This is a genomic window from Margalitia sp. FSL K6-0131, from assembly GCF_038008735.1.
Taxonomy (GTDB): Bacteria; Bacillota; Bacilli; order Bacillales; family Bacillaceae_C; genus Margalitia; species Margalitia shackletonii.
The window spans coordinates 5,002,122-5,022,549 of record NZ_JBBOZS010000001.1 but is presented as its reverse complement, the minus strand read 5'-3'; the positions used below and the strand labels follow the sequence as shown (position 1 = coordinate 5,022,549).

General features: G+C 36.7%; 16 protein-coding genes. 8 read left to right on the top strand and 8 right to left on the bottom strand.

What is annotated here, in order from left to right; genetic code table 11:
* Positions 1–73: 73 nt before the first annotated feature.
* Positions 74–1,300, bottom strand: a complete 1,227-nt coding sequence (locus tag NSQ59_RS24580) for a helix-turn-helix domain-containing protein (protein WP_126648958.1) — start codon at positions 1,298–1,300, stop codon at positions 74–76.
* A 153-nt stretch (positions 1,301–1,453) separates the two neighbouring features.
* On the opposite strand from NSQ59_RS24580, the gene NSQ59_RS24575 reads away from it, so the two are divergent.
* Positions 1,454–2,212 carry an SDR family NAD(P)-dependent oxidoreductase gene (locus tag NSQ59_RS24575; RefSeq protein ID WP_055741785.1) on the top strand — a complete coding sequence of 253 codons (759 nt, stop codon included), beginning with the start codon at positions 1,454–1,456 and terminating at the stop codon, positions 2,210–2,212.
* Positions 2,213–2,283: 71 nt separating this feature from the next.
* Here NSQ59_RS24575 and NSQ59_RS24570 read toward each other — a convergent pair whose 3' ends face one another.
* The 6 genes from NSQ59_RS24570 to NSQ59_RS24545 form a co-directional block, all read right to left on the bottom strand.
* Positions 2,284–2,514, bottom strand: a complete 231-nt coding sequence (locus tag NSQ59_RS24570; RefSeq protein WP_055741786.1) for a hypothetical protein — start codon at positions 2,512–2,514, stop codon at positions 2,284–2,286.
* 192 nt (positions 2,515–2,706) lie between these two features.
* Positions 2,707–3,582 carry a COX15/CtaA family protein gene (locus NSQ59_RS24565; protein ID WP_055741787.1) on the bottom strand — a complete coding sequence of 292 codons (876 nt, stop codon included), beginning with the start codon at positions 3,580–3,582 and terminating at the stop codon, positions 2,707–2,709.
* Positions 3,583–3,814: 232 nt separating this feature from the next.
* Positions 3,815–4,120, bottom strand: coding sequence for a cytochrome o ubiquinol oxidase subunit IV (locus NSQ59_RS24560; protein ID WP_055741788.1), 306 nt, complete (start codon positions 4,118–4,120; stop codon positions 3,815–3,817).
* Complete coding sequence (gene cyoC / locus NSQ59_RS24555) at positions 4,121–4,726, bottom strand: cytochrome o ubiquinol oxidase subunit III (RefSeq protein WP_055741789.1); 606 nt, start codon at positions 4,724–4,726, stop codon at positions 4,121–4,123.
* Between the two features lie 12 nt (positions 4,727–4,738).
* On the bottom strand, positions 4,739–6,691 hold the full coding sequence (locus tag NSQ59_RS24550; protein ID WP_055741893.1) for a cbb3-type cytochrome c oxidase subunit I: 1,953 nt from the start codon (positions 6,689–6,691) through the stop codon (positions 4,739–4,741).
* 57 nt (positions 6,692–6,748) lie between these two features.
* Positions 6,749–7,642 (bottom strand): ubiquinol oxidase subunit II, encoded by an 894-nt coding sequence (locus NSQ59_RS24545; RefSeq protein WP_055741894.1) that lies wholly within the window; start codon positions 7,640–7,642, stop codon positions 6,749–6,751.
* 611 nt (positions 7,643–8,253) lie between these two features.
* Between NSQ59_RS24545 and NSQ59_RS24540 the strand changes: the two genes are divergently transcribed.
* From NSQ59_RS24540 to NSQ59_RS24530, 3 genes are all read left to right on the top strand, one after another.
* Positions 8,254–9,621, top strand: coding sequence for a TrkH family potassium uptake protein (locus tag NSQ59_RS24540; protein WP_055741895.1), 1,368 nt, complete (start codon positions 8,254–8,256; stop codon positions 9,619–9,621).
* Positions 9,622–9,826: 205 nt separating this feature from the next.
* A complete protein-coding gene (locus tag NSQ59_RS24535; protein WP_055741790.1) occupies positions 9,827–11,161 on the top strand; it encodes a C1 family peptidase in 1,335 nt (444 codons plus the stop codon).
* Between the two features lie 396 nt (positions 11,162–11,557).
* Entirely contained in the window at positions 11,558–14,188 is a 2,631-nt protein-coding gene (locus NSQ59_RS24530; RefSeq protein WP_055741791.1) for a putative bifunctional diguanylate cyclase/phosphodiesterase, read from the top strand.
* Positions 14,189–14,328: 140 nt separating this feature from the next.
* On the opposite strand, the gene NSQ59_RS24525 is transcribed toward NSQ59_RS24530, so the two are convergent.
* Complete coding sequence (locus tag NSQ59_RS24525) at positions 14,329–15,552, bottom strand: helix-turn-helix domain-containing protein (RefSeq protein ID WP_055741792.1); 1,224 nt, start codon at positions 15,550–15,552, stop codon at positions 14,329–14,331.
* A 132-nt stretch (positions 15,553–15,684) separates the two neighbouring features.
* Between NSQ59_RS24525 and NSQ59_RS24520 the strand changes: the two genes are divergently transcribed.
* The 4 genes from NSQ59_RS24520 (at position 15,685) to NSQ59_RS24505 (ending at position 20,414) form a co-directional block, all read left to right on the top strand.
* Positions 15,685–16,992, top strand: a complete 1,308-nt coding sequence (locus tag NSQ59_RS24520) for an MFS transporter (RefSeq protein WP_055741793.1) — start codon at positions 15,685–15,687, stop codon at positions 16,990–16,992.
* A gap of 299 nt (positions 16,993–17,291) precedes the next feature.
* Positions 17,292–17,948, top strand: coding sequence for a sporulation-specific diadenylate cyclase CdaS (gene cdaS, locus NSQ59_RS24515; RefSeq protein ID WP_055741794.1), 657 nt, complete (start codon positions 17,292–17,294; stop codon positions 17,946–17,948).
* A gap of 190 nt (positions 17,949–18,138) precedes the next feature.
* Positions 18,139–19,401, top strand: a complete 1,263-nt coding sequence (locus tag NSQ59_RS24510) for a glycoside hydrolase family 18 protein (RefSeq protein ID WP_055741795.1) — start codon at positions 18,139–18,141, stop codon at positions 19,399–19,401.
* 116 nt (positions 19,402–19,517) lie between these two features.
* Positions 19,518–20,414 (top strand): ROK family protein, encoded by an 897-nt coding sequence (locus tag NSQ59_RS24505; protein ID WP_055741796.1) that lies wholly within the window; start codon positions 19,518–19,520, stop codon positions 20,412–20,414.
* Positions 20,415–20,428 lie beyond the last annotated feature (14 nt).

Genomic DNA, 20,428 nt, shown 5'->3' with positions numbered 1-20,428 from the left:
CAATGTAATGGGGCAACTTTCATATTTGAGTTGCCCTAAGATAAAGCTTTTTGAATAAATATATATCTTTGACCTATTCTTGAAAACTATCCCGATACTTTTTCGGAGTCATTCCCGTATGCTTTTTAAATACTCTAATGAAATAACTTTGATCGTTAAAATTAAGCCAAGAGCCGATATCTGAGATTGGATATTTCGTTAAGGACAATAATTTCTTCGCTTCTTCAATGCGCTGGCTTTGAATGTAATGACTTATAGATGTCCCCATTTCTTTTTTAAAGAGGCTGGATAGGTAATTAGGACTTAAATGTGTAAGCTCTGCCAACATCTCTAATGTAATGTCTTCGTAAAGATGATTATAAATATAGTGCAGACACGATGTAATGGTTCTAGAGTATTTATTTTCTTTTGCTTGATGTACCCGATTGGTGAAATCATAAAGAACTTCCGACATAATGGCTTGGATTGCTTTGAGATTATCTTGCTCCTCCAGCTGCTGAATATAGAAATCACTTAACGTAAATGCTGTTTCTTCATTTAATCCACCTTCTACGGCGGCCCTGCAAATAAGGGCAACTCCTGTTATCATCAAATTTTTCTCACTTCTAATACGACTTCGTTTAGACAAAACACCAAGTTCGTCTTCGGAAAAGATGGAATAATTGACGACATCCGATAATTTTTCTATTTGTCCGTTTTTTACATAATGAAGTAAGACACGCTCATGGGAAAGATTCGAATGGAAGGAAAAATTCCGTCTTCCCTTGGATAGCTCCAAATCAGGGTGATCCGACAATTTTAAGGTGGAATCCAGTTCTTTGTTTTTTTTCAATACATACGATTTATCTAATAACTGCTCATAGAACAAAGAGAATGTTAACAATCCAATCGTAAGAAATTGTTCACTAGTTATTACAGGGAGTGCTTGATAAAAATCGAAAAGCGCTCTTTTATGAGGCAATTCTTTATATGAATCCATGATTGCATTCATTTTTTCTTCGGTTATTTCTGTATGAATGCAAGGACCTACAATGATTACTCCAGATGTTTGGTTCAAATGAATAGAGAAGAATTGCAAATTGGAATAAGAAAAGAAAATGGGTATTTCTATTGTTTCCTGTTGAGCTGTATATTCCATCATACGGAATTTCAAAGAATCGTAATAGGGACTTGTTTGAAATTGACTTGGAGAACATTCGAATTCAAATTCTCCGTATTGATTGATGTAAAAAACGGATAGATGGTGAGCTTCAAAAATTAATTGACATATGTAATGAATATTTTCTATCCTACCATTCATGCCATGGCCTCCCTTAAAAGAAAATTGAGAGCGTATTCAACTTTTATTTTAATAAGATAAAAAAGTACTATTTACCGTAGAATAGTACAATAAATACACTTGAACAAGCAATAAAATAAGGATGGAAACTCAAAGTTCAAGGAGGAATGAACGATGGATTTAAAAGATAAAATTGCCTTAATAACTGGTGCTGGAAGCGGAATTGGTCGAGCAAGCAGCTTGCTGATGGCAAAACAAGGTGCAAAAGTTGTACTGGTGGATTTTAATCAAGAAACAGGCGAAGAAACATTAAAAATGGTGAAAGAACAAGGCGGAGAAGGTGTCTTCGTACAAGCGGATGTATCGAAAGACGAGGATGTTCAAAGATATGTTCAAACAGCGGTAGATACATTTGGACGCATTGATGTGTTCTTTAATAATGCAGGAATTATTCAGAAGTTTGCTCCGCTTACAGAGGTTGAGGAAACGGAATTCGATCGGATCATGTCTGTAAACGTTAAAGGTGTATTCCTAGGCTTGAAATATGTATTAAAGGTTATGGAAAATCAAGGATGCGGTTCGATTATTAATACAGCTTCTACAGCAGGCGTTCGAAGTGAACATAGTACTTCTGTATACTCTGCAAGCAAACATGCAGTAATAGGGCTTACAAAATCCGCTTCTCTAGAATATGTGAAAAAAGGCATTCGTGTGAATGCGATCTGCCCTGGTGGAGTGAAGACCGCTTTAACAAATAGCGTTGAACAAATGTTTGTTCAATCTGGTTATGTACCAGAAGAAATACCAAACATGAGAATGGGACGTTATGCACAGCCAGAAGAGCTTGCAGAAATGGTTGCATTTTTGGCTTCCGATAAAGCTAGCTATATGACTGGTTCTGTTGTCGTTGTAGACGGCGGATTAACTTTATAATCATCAACTTTATAAAAAATAAAAGGATGGAATTTTCGAATTCCATCCTTTCTTTATTTTAAAAACGTATGTCATGTAGACTTAATATTTTTATTATCTTTTGAAGTAACTTCCTCCATCAACATGATGGACATACTAAAAATAAGGGTGATTAATGAAGCGATGACAACACCTACACCTGTTGCCGTATAAAAATATCCACCACTGGCAGCGCTTACAAAGAAACTTGCAATAAAAATAAGTACTCCTAAACAGACTCCACAAATGGATCCTTTAATAGCTTTTAGACTTTTTTCATGCATTAATACCATCTCCCTTACTGAATATTCTACCAATAATCACAAAATTGTCAAATATTTTTTCGAAAAAATTAACAAATAGGGGTGGAATAATTCTTATTTTTATGATTTGTTCTGTGATAATAGAGATGGTAACATACATTAGAATAAAACAAATACAAAATAAAAAATCCTAAACATTATATTTAGGATTTTTTATCTGCTATGGAAGCCAATAATGCTTAGAGTACCAACAAGTAAGGATATGATGGAAACATGGATAAGGACCGCACCTAAACTAAGATGAGTGTATATCAATAATGCTCCGCTTAATCCTTGAAGGAGAATAAGTATAAAACAAGTAATACTCAAACGGTAAATGTCTGGCCGAATAGCGCTGAATTTTTTCGCTCTCCATATAAGTATAAGAAAAAGAATGATTAATCCAAGCGCAAATGATCGATGAATGACATCTACCCAAAAAGCCATTCCGACTTCCGATGCATGTTCGGTCGGAAAAGGAAAACCTCGAAAAGAAGCTCCAGATCCCGTTTTGGAAACATACCCGCCAAAGTAAATTGCTGCATATGAAAAAATAAAAATGAACCAAGAAAAAACGGTAAAGGAAAGCGGTAATTTTCCATGGTCCTGTGTCTTTCTTTCACTCTGAAAAATAACATATGCAATATTTACTACCGCAGAAAAGGAAATAAGGGCAATCCCTAAGTGTGCGGCCAAAAGCAATGGTGAAAGGGAGACCATAACAGTTAATGCCCCTAAAGTCGATTCTCCGAGAATGCCTATTACGGCAAACAACACAAGCCATTTTATTTTAGGGGATTTAGATTTATATCGGAACCAAGCAATTGCTGAAACTACAAATAATAAGAGACTCGCAAGGCCAACTACTATTCGATGTGTATACTCAATAACGGAATGGTAATCGGAAAAGTCCGGAAATATACTTCCATTACAAAGTGGGTAACCACTTCCGCACCCCATTGCAGAATTGGTCATCGTATCAACAAAGCCGATAATATTTACTATAAATAGCAATACAGCTGAACTAACTGCAAGCCAAAAAAATTTCATGATTACACCTTCTTTATAAGGTCTAATGATCTTGTTCAGTATTGAACAATGTATAAAGAAAGAACTTCTCTTAGATACCAATGTGACGCACTAAGAGAAGCATTCTTCAAAGTTGTGTTTGTTTTGTATTTGTCTAGCGCAAGCAGCCACCGGCTAGCGGATTTCCACGTGTCATTCCCGCAGGTAATAAATTTACCATTGTACGCCGATGTGCAAGGCACTTCCGCTTGTCTTATTGAACAACTGAATTAAATGACATGATCCAGATTGCACCTACGACAATTGTTACTACGAAAATCAATCCTAAAACTAATGCCATTACATTGTAACGAGGTCCTTCTCCATCACGAATATGCATGAAGAAGAAGAGCTGAATAACAAATTGTAATACGGCTGCTATTAAAATAACAGGTAAAAGCACTGATTTTGCAAGCATATGATTTAACACAAGTACAAGCGGGATGATTGTCAAAATAATAGATAGGATAAATCCAATTACATAAGCTTTAATGGATGCAGTATGTTCATGATTTGACATTTACATCACCCCCATTAAATAAACAACAGTAAGGATGAAGATCCAAACGGCATCTAAGAAGTGCCAGTAAAGACTTATTACAGAGATCTTTCTTTTCGTTACAGTTGTAATCCCTTTACGAGATAGTTGAATCATTAATCCGATCATCCAGAAGATACCTACGGTAACGTGCAATCCGTGTGTTCCTACTAATGTAAAGAAAGAAGTAAGGAAAGCACTCTTAGAGATAGTTGCACCTTCATGAACCATATTAGTGAACTCGTTGATTTCAAGTCCCACAAACACTGCACCAAGGGCAGCTGTAACGATAAGCCAGCCCAATAGTGCTTTTTTATTTCCTTTGTGCATGAATAAAACAGCTATACCACTTGTAAACGAACTTATTAATAAGATAAAGGTTTCAATGATAAAACCAGGTTTATCAAATTCCTTCCCTGTAAATCCTCCATTTGTGTGAGTATGCAAAACAGCATAAGCTGCAAATAGAGTCGCGAAAAGGAGACAGTCGGTTACAAGGAAAATCCAAAAACCTAATATTTTTAACCCTTCCTGGTCTACATGACCATGATCGTGGTTAGAAACATGAGCAGAAACGCTTTGTTGCATGTTTAAAACCTCCTAATTTGCAGTTTGTTGAGCTGAAAGAACACGATTTCTATATTCATTTTCAGTTCGCTCTATCTCTTCCACAGGAATATAGTAATCTGTGTCATATTGGAATGAACGTACGAATAAAGTAACTACAACACCGATTAAGCCAGCAACTCCCATCCACATCCATTCAAATGTAAATCCGAATCCGGCAATAAAGAAGAAGCATGCCATGATGAATGGAACACCAGTGTTTTTCGGCATATGAATTGGCTCGTATTTAACCGGTTTTTCTTGATAGTCTCCATTTTTCATTTCTTGTTTTTTATACCACCATGCATCACGACCTTTTACTTCAGGTAGAATTGCAAAGTTGTATACAGGTGCAGGAGACGGGATAGACCATTCTAGTGTACGACCATCCCAAGCATCACCGGTTACATCACGTTCACCGTGTTTAATACTATAAACAATTTGCCATACTTGGAAGATGAATCCGATACCCATTAAGAATGCTCCGACCGTAGATATCATGTTGAGCGGTGCCCAACCCATATCCCATCCTGCAGAAGCATTATAGGTATAAATACGACGAGTCATTCCCATGAAACCAAGGGCATATTGAGGCATGAAGCAAACATAGAAACCAATTTGCCATAACCAGAATGCCCATTTTCCAAGACGATCATTTAACTTAATTCCAAAGATTTTAGGGAACCAATAATACATACCTGCTAAATATCCGAATACAACCCCACCGATTAATACTTGGTGGAAGTGGGCGATTAAGAAATAGCTGTTGTGATATTGATAATCCGCTGGTGCTGCGGCAAGCATAACGCCTGTTGCTCCTCCGACAAGGAAACACGGAACGAATGCATAAAACCAAAGCATCGGTTGAGTAATGCGCACCCTTCCTCGAAACATCGTAAAGAGCCAGTTAAATATCTTTACTCCGGTAGGAATTGCGATGATCATCGTACAAATAGCAAAGACAATGTTTACATCGGCTCCGGCACCCATTGTAAAGAAATGGTGTACCCAAGTGTAATAAGAAACAACACTTATGGCAATCATAGAAAATACCATGGAACTATAACCGAAGATACGTTTTTTCGAGAAGGTTGCTACTACTTCAGAGAACACTCCGAATGCAGGTAAGACAACGATATATACTTCAGGGTGACCCCACATCCAAATTAAGTTGACGTACATCATTGGATTTCCGCCAGCTGTTGATGTGAAGAAATGTCCGCCTAATAAACGGTCAATTGTTAACATAGCTAATGTTACTGTAAGAATAGGGAACGCACCTAAAATAGCGATAGAAGATGCCAATGTAGACCATGTGAAAAGTGGCATGTCACGTAATCGCATAGATGGCGTACGCATTTTTAAAATCGTAACGACAAAGTTAATTCCGGTCGCTAAACTTCCGATACCGGATATCTGAATGCCCCATATCCAGTAGTTTTGACCTGGACCTGGACTAAATGCACTTTCTGATAATGGTGGATAAGAAAGCCAACCAGCATTTGGTGAACCACCAATAACGAACGAAAGATTAAAGAGCATTGCTCCGATGAAAAATAGCCAGAAACTAATAGCATTTAAAGCTGGGAAAGCAACATCTCTTGCTCCAATTTGTAAAGGAACAACCATGTTAAATAAAGCAAACATAAATGGCATTGCCATAAATAGAATCATAATAGTACCATGAGTCGTAAAAATCTCATTATAATGCTCTGACTCTAAAAAGTGAGCATTTGGAACAGCGAGCTGTGCCCGCATTAAAAGGGCATCCACTCCACCGCGGAAGAGCATTAGTAAAGCGGCTAAAAGATACATAATACCAATTTTTTTATGATCAACGGTTGTGATCCATTCTCTCCATATCCAACCCCATTTTTTAAAATAGGTGAGGCAAAAAACAATCGCAACCACTGCTAATACAATCGAAACATCGGCTCCATAGATCATTGGATCGCCGGTGACAAAGAAATGCGATGTATCCAAAACGGATCTCCTCCTTATTTATTATTTTTTCATATCCATTCCATCCATTGAATGACTACCACTCATATCCATTCCGTCCATCGACTTGCCGTCGCCCATATGATTCATATGTTTCATATATTCTCCGCCGTTTTTATTCACAATGCCTTCATATAGACCTTTTGGATAGGATGAAAAGCTTAATTCTTTTTCTAAGCCTGGTTTTTCTAAGTTTTTATATCCTGCATTTGTTAAGGCAGGAGAGTTCTTTTTCACTTTATCTGCCCACTTATTGAAGTTTTCTTGTGTAACAGATTTCACTCTAAATTGCATGTGAGCAAATCCTTTACCAGTGAAGTTAGCCCCTGAGCCAAAATATTCACCAGTTTTATCAGCTTGAAGCCATAATCCCATTGACATACCTGGCATTGTATATTCTTGTCCACCTAGCTGTGGAACCCAGAATGAATTCATTGTTCCAGAAGAAGTTAGAACGAATTGAACTGGAACACCAGCTGGAATTTCTGCGTAATTCACAGTAGCAATTTTCTTGTCAGGATACGTAAACATCCATTTCCAATCTAAGGATGTTACTTGAATGACAATAGGCTTAACATCTTTCACAGGTGGTTTTGTTAAGTTCATTGTTGTTTTCGCTGTAAAGACACCAAGTATTGCAACGATAACAACAGGAATTCCCCACCAAATTACCTCCAACACCTTACTATCTGCCCATTCAGGCTGATATGGTGCTTTGTTATCCGGTGTATCACGGTATCGAATAGCAATATAAACGAAAATACCTATAACAGGAATAATGACAACTGCACACAAAATTACCGAAATGATAATTAAACGTAACTCTTCATGGCCAACAGGGCCTTCTGGATTTAGGACAATGTATTTGCTTCGATCACAGCCAGCCAAAAGGACCATGCCGAGAAGAGCTAAAAAGGAATATTTAGCATATTTGGTCCATTTTCTCAATGGTAATTCCCCTTTCGTTTGAGATTAGATTCTATTTATTAAAAAACAATACAACTATAGCAGATTAATTTTTAATTGAATATCTATATTAGTAGAATAAATGCAAGTGTCAGAGAAAGTTCAAACTTGGATGCAAATATTCCACTTACAAGTAAAAATATGCAATAACTATATATTTTTACCAGTTAAAAAAATATTCGATTCCGATTATTCTGTTTATATTATTAAAGGTGAATAGTAAGCGCTTTATCTTGTTTTATAAGGTTTTGTGAAGGTTTTGTTACAGAGTACATAATCTTGGAAATTTTTATGCTCAGTTATGAACATAAAATTAATGAAGGTTTTTAATCCTACTCAAGGGGTAGGATCATTCATCTATATATATTATATCGATATAGTAAATGTTGTATTGGAAATAATATAAACAACAGTTGTCTGTGAAAGATGTATAAAAAAGTAAAGCGTGTGCAATAAACTTGAAGATTTTCCAATATCCCTTCCAAATATAACTAAGATTCTTTATGATAAGAGAAATGGAAAAAATGGGGGATAAAGAATTCATGTTTGGTAAGATGCGTGTGTGGCTGGAAAGACGCTCACCGGTCCAAGTTATTGTAGGTTATTATTTACTGGCGGTAGTGGTATCCATTTTATTATTCAGTCTCCCAGCGGTGCATAAACCTGGGGTTCATATAAGTTTTATTGACACTGTTTTTACAGCGGTCAGCGTTGTTAGTGATACTGGATTGACGGTGTTTAACATTTCGGAGAACTATAGTTTATTTGGATATTTTGTCATTATGATTGTTTTACAATTTGGCGGCATTGGGATAATGGCGATGAGTACTTTCTTTTGGCTCCTTTTAGGGAGGAGAATTGGCTTACGTGAACGCCGTTTAATCATGGTAGACAATAATCAGTTTGCATTATCGGGTCTAGTACAGTTAGTGAAAGAAATACTAAAAATGGTTCTTTGGACAGAACTAATAGGGGCAGTTATTTTCGGATTTCATTTTTTGAAGTATTTCCCTACATGGAAGGAAGCATTTCTGCAAGGGTTATTTGCATCCGTAAGTGCTACCACTAATGCTGGTATGGATATAACCGGAGAGTCTCTTACTCCATTTGCCGGGGACTATTTTGTGCAAATCATAACGATCATCCTGATAATTTTTGGTGCAATAGGATTTCCTGTATTAATTGAAGTAAAGACGTATTTTTCAAGCAGAAAGAAAAAGCTGGAGCATCCATTTCGCTTTTCCTTATTTACAAAGATAACGACCTTTACTTATGGAATTCTATTTATTACTGGTACTATCTTGATTTTATTATTAGAATGGCAGCACTATTTTAAGAGTTTAACGTGGCATCAAAGTTTTTTCTATGCGCTTTTTCAAGCAGCAACAACGAGAAGTGCGGGACTTACGACCATGAATATTACCGAATTTTCCGTTCCAACTTTATTGATAATGAGTGTATTTATGTTTATTGGCGGATCACCTAATTCTGTAGGAGGGGGAATTCGCACAACAACCTTTGCATTAAATATGTTGTTTGTCTATCATTTTGCAAAGGGAAACCGTGAGATTAAAATCTTTAAACGGGAACTCCATCAAGATGATGTTATGAAGTCATTGGCAATAACCATATTAGCGATTATGATGTGTTGTATTTCCGTAGTAACAATAAGTATTTCTGATAAGCAGCAGGAGCTTATTTCTATATTATTTGAAGTTTGCTCTGCCTTTGGTACAGTGGGTCTGTCCATGGGAATCACTCCTGACCTGAGCATTCTTTCTAAATGTATTCTGATGATTCTTATGTTTGTTGGAAGGATAGGATTAACCTCATTCCTATATATAATAGGAGGAGACAATAATAAGAAAGCGAAATATCATTATCCGAAAGAGAGAGTCGTGACAGGATGATGGAGCACAAATGCGTTAGCCGATAGGCTCTGGAGCTAGACGTAGGCAATATTATTAAATGGATATCCAAAGGTATAAATTTTAAAATTCCTAAACAATACAATAGGACGGTTCTTCTATTTAAGAGGGATCGTCCTTTTTTACTCTTCTTATTTTGATAATTAAGAATATAATGAAAGGAAGATGCGCATAAGGGGGAAATCAAATGGCAAATGAAATTTCTGCAAAAATGGTAGAGAAGTTTTCGGAAAAGGTGAATGATTCACTGCCTGAAAGGATAGTGAAAAATGCCGTGATCAGAAACGGTATTGATGCAGTTGCTGAAAATAGTGATGCGGTTGTAGCTATGAATCATGTCTTCTCTGATGAGATCGAAACAGGAAAAGTATCTAATCAAAAACAAAGCGGAAGATGTTGGATGTTTGCGGCACTAAATACGTTTCATCACAAAATGAATCGTGAGTTTCAATTAAAAGATTTCGAGCTATCCCAAAATTACATTAACTTCTGGGATAAGTTTGAAAAGGCAAATTATTTTCTTGAAAGCGTGCTCGAAACGGCAAACGAACCTTTAGACGGCAGGCTAGTTTCTTGGATCTTGGCTACACCTCAACAGGATGGCGGACAATGGGATATGTTTGTTTCATTGGTTAAGAAGTATGGAGTAGTGCCAAAACAAGCAATGCCGGAAACTTTCCAAAGCAGCAGTTCTATGCGACTAAATGCTATTTTGAATACGAAATTGCGGGAAGATGCAGTAAAGCTTAGAGATTTGCACAGGAAAGGGGAAGCAGCCGCTGCCTTAAACCAGGCAAAGGAAGAAATGCTATCTGAAATCTATAAAATTCTAACTCTCTCATTAGGCGAGCCGCCAAAAACATTTAATTTTGAGTATAGGAATAAAGAAAAAGAGTTTCATAGAGACTTGAGTATTACTCCACATCAGTTCTATGAAAAATATATTGGACTTAATTTAGATGATTATGTGAGCATTATCAACGCACCGACTCAAGATAAACCATATGGAAAAACCTATACGGTTCAATTCCTTGGAAACGTTGTAGAAGGAAAGCAAATTAAATACCTTAATGTTGATATGGAAACGATGAAGGAACTTGCCATCAAGCAAATCCAAGATAATGAAAGTGTTTGGTTTGGGTGCGATGTAGGCAAGTCTTCCAATAAAGATCACGGTATTATGGATTTAGACCTTTATGATTATGAAACGACTTTAGGCATCCAATTTTCGATGACGAAAGCACAAAGACTAGATTATAAGGGTAGCGTCATGACGCATGCCATGGTTCTGACCGGTGTGAATCTTGTAGAAGGCAAACCAAACAGATGGAAAGTGGAAAACAGCTGGGGTGAAAAAGTTGGTAACAAAGGGTATTTTGTTATGAGTGACAAGTGGATGGATGAATATACCTATCAAATTGTCATAAACAAGAAGTACCTTTCCGATGAGTTGAAAAAGGCATGGGAACAGGATCCTATTCCTTTAAAACCTTGGGATCCAATGGGATCTCTTGCGAAATAGGTAAGAAGGAGGGGCGGTTCCTGCGCTTTAATTAGAAAGTGGGGGGCTGCTTTTCTTTTAATTTAATATTTTCCACTGCCTAATTCGCCATTTTTTTCTTAGTACAATGGGATAAAAGGTTGTAAATTTCAGTTACTTGCTTATTTTAATCAAACGTTTGATTAATAAGGGAACACGTAGAATACAGTCGAAATTTGTTTTTTAGTATAGAAAAAGCAAAGCACCAAACTAGTTCGCCAGCTAAGTGCCAAAATTCCTTGATGCACGGCATCAAAATCATGATTTATTCCATTATATTCAAGCGAAAATCCTTGTGATAAGATATTTAGTAGAACCTAATTTAAACGCATAATTACGATAAAACTACTTAATTCCTTTAAAGATTAGGAGATACATATGCGCGCTTTCAAACCATTTTTATCAAGATGGAAACGCGAACCATTTTTATTTCTTGTTTTCACAGGATTATTCCTTGTTTTTTCAAGTTATAAATTGACGTTTGCTTATGGAATTACTTTTTCCTTTTCAAGTATTTTTTTATTTTTGATATTTAGACTGATAGGGCTTCCTAGTGCGGTTTTTGCAGGAATTATAGGCCTTTTTTTCGTTCAACATAGTTTTTATGGTTTCGGTTACGGCTGTCTTTCCATAATAGAACTTTTATTTGTTGGTGCTTTTTTTTATAAAGGAAGAAGGGCAAAAATGTTCTATGTGGACGCTTTATTTTGGTTCACGTTTGGACTTATAGGAGTCCTATTTTTAAACTGGAAGCCTTTGACGGGGAACGCCCTGTATTTTAAAGTGTCAAAGGATATCATTAACGGCTGTTTTAATGTTCTAATGGCAGATATGCTGCTTGCATATGTTCCTTTTTATAAAATACTGAAAGTGAATAAAAACAATGTTTCTTTTCATCAATTTCTGTCCCATATAACGTTCATTTCGATTCTTTTCCCATTTTTCCTGAATATTGCAACAAACTCCACGAATGTCCATGATTATATTGTAAAGGATTCAGAGAGACAGGCAGCAAATAGTGTAAATCGGATGGAAAAGTCTGTTGTTTTATGGTATAAAGACGATTTGCATAAATTGTATGACCCTTCTCCAGCGAGCCGTTTAAATGAAACGATAAAGGAAAATAAAGAACAGGAATACGATATTATTATCACGGATTTTGATCATAAAGTGATTGCTACTAGTTTACACGGGATTAAAGTAGACCAAAAGTATGATTGGCAGCAGCAGTATGAATGGAAAAAGCTATCAAATAACTTTTATGAGGCATTACCAAAGGAACCGACAAAAGTAATGCCTATTATGAAATGGGGATTAGGAATCTATGTTTATTCGAAAAAAATAGATGCTTTATCCATGAACATGATGATTCAGTTTCCTATCTCTCGATATCAGGAAAAAATATATGAAAATTTTTTAGATCAGTTAAAGTATTCGATTCTGTTTGCGATTTTACTTGTAATTCTTGTCCAGGTTGTTAGCCGGATTTTTATCAATAATCTAAAGCAATTGACCATTGCAACAACTGGCTTGCCGCAGAAGCTTATTAATTTGGAGAAAGTAGTGTGGCCACAAAGCTATGTAGCTGAGCTTCGATTGCTTACGCAAAATTTGAAAATGATGGCTGAAAAGATTAAAGAATTGTTCCAGGAAAGCAATGATATGAATAGGAAGCTAACGGAACAAACGGAAAAATTAAAGGAATCAGAGGACCAATTGCATCATCTTGCATTTTTTGATGTCTTAACGGGATTACCTAATAGACTTCACTTTCAGGCCTTTGTGAAAAATTTAATTAAAAATCCTTCAACTAAAAGGGTGGCAATCATTTTTATCGATATCAATCAATTTAAGCAAATCAATGACACATTAGGGCATGATGCGGGAGATGCATTGCTTCAATTAATCGCTAAAAAACTGAGAGGATTGCAAAATGATCATAGGGAGGTTTTTCGCCTTAGCGGGGATGAATTTGTGATCGTACAAAATGTGGGGGGTGATGGATTGCAACATTCATTGGAGCAAATTCTTGATGCGTTTTCGTCTTCCTTCCCGGTTCAGGGACATATGTTTTATGTTACAGCTAGTATTGGGGTAAGTATATATCCTGAGGATGGAAAGGATTTAGATACACTTGTCAAATGTGCTGACATTGCCATGTATATTTCGAAGGAAAAAGGCGGCAATCGAGTCCAATTTTTTAATGAGTCAATGAGAAATAAATTTCATGAACATTTGCTGGTGGAAAATGCTTTACGAACGGCTGTAGATAAGGGAGGCTTCGAGCTTTATTATCAGCCGAAAACGAAGATGGACAAGGTAACAAGCATGGAAGCATTATTGCGCTGGAGGGATCCACAGCTTGGTTTTGTTTCACCGGCAACCTTTATTCCGATTGCAGAGGAAATTGGGCTGATTTTGCAAATAGATGAATGGTCCTTATTGCAGGCTTGCAGACAAAATAAAAAATGGCAGGATGAAGGTTTACTCCAGGTTCCTATATCCGTCAATATATCAGCAAAACATTTTCAACAGGATTCGTTAATCCCTTTAATTAAAAAGGCTTTAGATTTATCAGGTATGGAATCGAAGTATTTAAAATTAGAGATTACCGAAAGTGTATTTATTAAAGATCCGATGCAGGTAGCAGATGTTATTTATAAGTTGAAAAAATTAGGAGTTCATATCTCGATTGATGACTTTGGGACAGGCTATTCTTCTATGTATCAATTGCTGCAGCTGCCTTTCGACGAGATTAAGATTGACCGGCAGTTCATTACAGACATCCACCAAGACGAAAAGAAGGCTCTTTTGGTGAATTCTGTTCTTGATATTGCTCACGGATTACACCTTAATGTCGTAGCAGAAGGAGTGGAAAGTGTAATGGAAAGGGACTTATTGCTGCAAATGGGCTGCGACGAGATCCAAGGTTATTTATTTAGTCCTCCTGTGAATCAAGAAGAGATGAGGAAGTTTTTGGCGAAGACAGATGAGGAATTGGTTGTTTGAGCGCTTGATATTTGCAGGCAATTAGAATAGAAAGAAAATGAATGGAGGCCTATAACTCTTTGGTTATAGACCTCTATTTATTTTTGTCCGTGTCGGGTGTACAGTGTGACGAAATGTCTACGAGAGGTGCCTGACACCACTTACATTTTGTGTTTAATCATATCGTACGTTTCTTGACTGAAATCTTTATATGGTGTTTGCGGAAGCGGTGCAAAGTTCTCTACTGCTATATTGGCAAAGTGAAGAGCATTGCTTGTATGTCCCAGTTTCAAATGGCAAAGTGCTTTATATGAATCCATCACATAAAATAGTGATAAATCAAAGGGATGACAGGCGAAGGATGGGATTTCAACCTTCTCTAGACTAGAGATTGCTTCTTCAAAGAGACCAAGTCCATATAAAGCTTTTCCTTTTTCAAGGTGGAACCAATGTATAAAAATATTTGATGTATCCGGTTCGGAAAAAAACTCATCTATTTCTTTCAGTGCCTTAGAGTAATCCTTTTTGTCTTCATTAAGGGACATAACGTCAAAAAGCTTATAAAATAGGATAGATTGTATATCCTCTGCAAATTCCCCGTATTGCTTAATTTTTTGTAAATAATACGATTTTTTTTCTTCATTTTTAAACATCAGTGCATTGGCGGCAGCCAGTCTGTACAAATCATCGGTAAGGTAAAAGATCCGATTTTCCTTTGAAAAGTGAATGGCGTTTTCCATCACTTTTTCAGCTGATTGATTATCCCCCACGGCAAAATGCAAAATGGATTCATGATAATCAAGATTTACACGGGTTATTGGGTCTATATAGGCATGGTTTGCCTCTATATGTGATCGTTCTTCTAATAGTGAATTTAAAGCAAACGAATAGTCATGATCTGTGAATTTTACCATTGAACGGAAAATTCCAATCGATGCACGGTTGGAAGTAAGATTTATTTGGTCATATATGATTGCAGCGCGCTCCAAATAATCCTGCCAGTCGTTCTTTTTTTCGTAATAGAGGCAGCGGCTGTAAATGTCTAAAAGTCTGGCAGATTCATACCCTTGCATGAGCTTATCAATAATTGGTTCTATTAAAGTAATTACTTGTTCATATTTTATTGGGTTCTCTTTGAGGTTCGCATTAAATAGGTTTTCAGCCTTTTCAAGAATCTCCCTTAATTCCTGTGAACTGATTTCTTCTAAAAGATCCGCAACATCTACTTCGAGTTGTTTAGCAATGTAGGCTAAGCTTTCCATGGAAGGTTTGGCCTTATTATTTTCAATCAGGCTTAGCATTCCCTTAGTGAGTTCTTCTCCTGCAAGTGCTTCTAGGGTCATCTTCTTTTGTTTTCTTAATTTTCGTATTCGCTCTCCAAGCATGATAAATAGACACACTCCTAATCCCTGTGAATAGTTTAATTATATTAAACTTTTGCTTGAAAAGGAAATATCAGCGTGATATGATTTGTTTAATTAAATTAAACTTTTTTGAAAATGGGGATGGGGATTATTATGGATAGCGAATTAAAGTTAAAAAAGGCAACTTATCATCTTTGGACATTTACGATTAGCAAGCTCATTGGTTCTTTTGGATCACAAGTGTATTCCTTTGCTATTAGTTTTTACATTTTACAGTTAACAGGATCGGCAACTAATTTTGCCGCTAATCTCTTGTGCAGTATTCTTCCTCGTACACTGGCAGGTCCTTTTGCCGGATATGTAGCAGATAATTTTCCTAGAAAAACAATTGCCATCACATCACAGATTGCACAGACTTTAGCAATTGGCGGGCTCCTTACAACTAGTTTAACTTCGGGTCTTTCCCTTCCAGCTATTTATATAGCAACCTGTATATTGTCTCTAACATCCACATTTTCAGGAGTAAATTTTACCTCCTCTATTACTGGGCTGATTGACGAAGCAAGAATACAGAAAGCAATGTCATTAAATCAAATGTCCATTTCATTCGCAGCCATAGGGAGCCCAGTGGTAGGCGGTTTATTGTATGGTACTGTTTCGATTCCAGTATTTCTTATCCTATATATGACCGCATCTGTTATAGCAGTTATTCTTGAGTCAACGATGAATTTCAAGTTGTTTGCTAATCGAAAGACTAATGGGGAAGGTAAAACAAAGGAGCCAATATGGGATAGTATGAAAGCAGGAATTGCTTATTTAAAATTAAATCCTCTCATTACAACAATCATCTGGGTCGCATTATTAGTAAACTTTTTCTTTGGTGCACAACAAGTGGGGTATTCCTTTGTTCTAATAGATAAATTAAAAGTAGAATCTCAGCATTTTGGACTGACAGAAGGGGCGTTTGCAGTAGGAATGCTCGTGCTTTCTTTTTATTTATCTGTACGCAAGGAAGTGAAGTTTCCGCTTCTTTCATCAAAACGTGGCATTATTGCGTTAGGATTAATTATGAGTGGAATTGCTTTACCACTTTTTATTAAGATGACTTATGCTTCGATTATTGTCTTTTACATGATATTAATGTTTGGTTTCGGAGCATTGATAATTATTGTTAACACTCCTATTCAAGTAATGCTGCAAAAGCAAATTGATGATGATTATAAAGGGCGTGTGTTTTCTATCATCGAAACGATGGCTCAGGCCCTGTCACCATTGGCAATGGTTATATACGGCTTTTTATACGATTTCATCCCCGCCGGATGGATATTGATAATATCCGCTTCCGTCCTAATTGGGGTCGTTACAATTCTTATAAGACCATCCGTGGTTCGAAAAGCACATCCTGAATGGAGAGAGAAGGAGATTGTGAAGGGGAAAATTGTAACTGCCAAATCGGAATAGATTTATCTGTAAAAAGAGAGGTTGATAGTTCATTTATCTGTGAACAATCAACTTTTTTATTTCAGTGTCATTCGATATGTAAATTATGCCATTTTATTTTTAAGGTAGATGCAGATACTAAATAAAAAAATTTTTTATACTTGAGTATTTAGCTCTATAAAGGGAAGGGATTTCAATACACGAATTAACCAATACTAAGATTAAACAATGTGGTTTCTTGAAGTCGTAACAATAAATCTTAAATGTTCCCACTAGGAAGATTGCTGTGAAAACTTATATATAATGGGAGGGAAACGAACATGGATAATAAAAACTGTGATTTTTCCCCTATGAAACAACAGTTAATACAAGGGCTTCAAGATTTAATTGCCCACCTTCAGTCAAATTTATCCAAGCTCGGTGGAGAAGAATATTGCTTATTAAATTGTCTGGAAGATGCCAAAAATCAGTTAGCGGATATTGAAGCAATGGCAGCCTCCTTTTATTTAAATTGCTATTTATCGTCCTTCACGGATACATATGAAGATTTATCTACATCTATTCAGCATCTTTCGAAAAAAAGACATGGTGCATTGATTGTCGTTGAGAGAAGCCATTCATTAGATTCCGTTATTCAAAAAGGAACCCCAATGGAGGCAGTAGTAACTCCCAAATTATTAGAGGCAATCTTTTACCCTGGAAATCCTCTTCACGATGGGGCTGTTTTAATTCGAGGGAATGTTGTCGTTTCCGCTTCAAATGTCCTTCCTCTAACAAAAAGAAAAATTGGAAAGGAAAAAGTCGGAACACGACACCGGGCTGCACTTGGAGTGACTGAGCTAAGTGATGCATTGGCACTTGTTGTGTCGGAAGAAACGGGCAAAATTTCTTTTGCGTTGGAAGGGAATTTGTATCCGATTAATATGTCTGATCCTGCTTCTTTTGAAACCCAGCCAAAGACAGTCGATACTTTATAAGAATTTTTTCACTTTAATTCAAATGATGGGGGGAATTTTACCTTCCTAAAATTTTTAAACTACTACTTGATAAATAATGTTCTCCATTGATTACAGTTTTTACATGAAAATAAATTTATTAGGGATGTCCCTCCTCTGTATTCCCGTATATATATAGTGGTGCTTATTTAGTAAACGGGAGGGGAGTGTAATGTTTATTCATATAGTTCGACAAGGAGACACTTTATTTAAATTAAGCAGAATGTACCAAATCCCAGTTGAAAGGTTAAGATTGGCAAATGGTTTTGGGGATTCTAATCTTGTTGTTGGGCAAGCGGTACTTGTTCCTAAATATACTTATATAGTACAGCCGGGAGACTCTTTTTTCGAAATTGCCAAAAAGGCGATGGTAACGGAAGAACAATTAAGACATGCAAATCCTTCTATACAGCCTGCTGCAATACAACCTGGAATGGAGATTAAAATACCAAATATATCGAATTACCTTGCCGGTACGTTGCAATATTATCAAGTTCGGAGTCCGGAACAGGATGCAGAATTAATTAGTCAATTTGCCCCTTATTCGTCGTCAATCGCTATTTTTGAGTATCACTTCGCCAGAAACGGAGATATCGTAAATACGCTTAATGATGCGGTAGCTGTCCGCACTACTTGGCAGCATCGCGTTACTCCATTAATAACGATAACCAATCTTACCTCTCAAGGTTTTAGCTCTGATCTTGCAAGTGCTGTTTTGAATAATCCTACGGCACGAACCAAACTAGTCAACAATATTGCTTATTTAACAAAAAGACACGGCTATGGTGGAGTAAATATCGATTTTGAACTTGTTAAAGCGGCGGATAGAGATCTTTTTACGGGATTTTTACGGGAACTGAAGGACCGCTTGAGACAAGATAGACTGGCTGTAACAGTTGCGGTCCCTGCAAAGACAAGTGAAGATATTTCTTGGTTAAGGGGATATGATTACGGAGGAATCGGTGCAGTAGTAGATTATATGTTTATTATGGCTTATGACTGGCATCATTCCGGAAGTGAGCCTGGTCCTGTTGCACCAATAACTGAAGTTAGAAAATCCATTGAATTTGCTATAAAAACAGTTCCAAGCAGGAAAATTATTCTTGGCGTTCCGTTGTATGGATATGATTGGATTATCCCTTATAGCCCCGGAAGAATAGCACCAGGTGTATCCAATCAAAATGCAATTGAAACGGCCATGCGATATCAATCACCTATACAATACTCTGAAGAATACCAATCTCCATATTATAGATATAGGGATCAAAATGGATTGACACATGAAGTCTGGTTTGAAGACGTAAGGAGTATGAGCGCAAAAATGCAACTGGTCCGAAACTATGGTCTCCAAGCCATAGGTGCATGGCAATTATCACTTGGATTTACTCCTGGTGTATGGTTGTTGAGGAAATTTTTTACTATTCGGAAGTTGTAATAAATATTATAAGAATTTTCTATCAGCAACTCTTTTGTAAATGATAATGTAAGGTAAATCCAATATAATAGTAATTAAGAATTCTTAAATATTTGATATTAATAGGGAGATAGAAAATGGCACTATTGGCAGTTGATATTGGAGGAACTTCTGTAAAACATGGGATATGGAATGATGAGAAATTAGGTAATAAAGGTTCTTTTAGAACCCCAGCGACTTGGGATGAAATGAAAACAGAATTTATGGTATTAAAGAATAGCTTGGGAGAAGGGACAAAAATTAGCGGTGTGGCGATCAGTTCCCCTGGAGCGGTGAACCAAAATAAAGGGGTTGTCGAGGGATCAAGTGCTGTACCTTATTTACACCACTTTCCAATATTTGCAGAGCTCACTGAATTATTTCAATGTCCCGTCTCTATTGAAAATGACGCAAACTGTGCAGCGCTGGCGGAAATTTGGAAAGGGGAGGCAAAAGGACTCAAAAATGTGTTGTTTGTGGTTGTAGGCACAGGCATTGGCGGAGCAGTTATTATAGACGGGAAAGTGTGGCACGGGAAGCATCTTTTTGGAGGAGAATTCGGATACATGCTTCTAAAGGATAATGCAATCTTCAGTGAATTAGGAACTGCTGTGAATATGGCTAAACGGGTAGCGAAACGCAAAAATATTTCGGAAAATGAGTTAAGCGGGGAAGAAGTATTTGAAATGGCCAAGAATGGTGATTTGATTGCCGAGGAAGAAGTGGAAACATTCTATCATTATTTAGCTCAGGGAATCTATAATCTTCAATATAGTTTCGACCCTGAAAAAATCATTATTGGCGGCGGTATTTCAAGCAAGGAGGATTTAATACCCGAGTTAAATAAGAGATTGGATAGAATCATAAAACAAGTGGAGATTGCTCCTTTTATTCCTGAAATCGCCATTTGCAAATACAAAAACGATGCAAATCTAATCGGCGCTGTTTATAACTGGTACCAAAATTGGTGTCAGGCACCAATCAAGGACAAATGAATGAGTTTGTACAT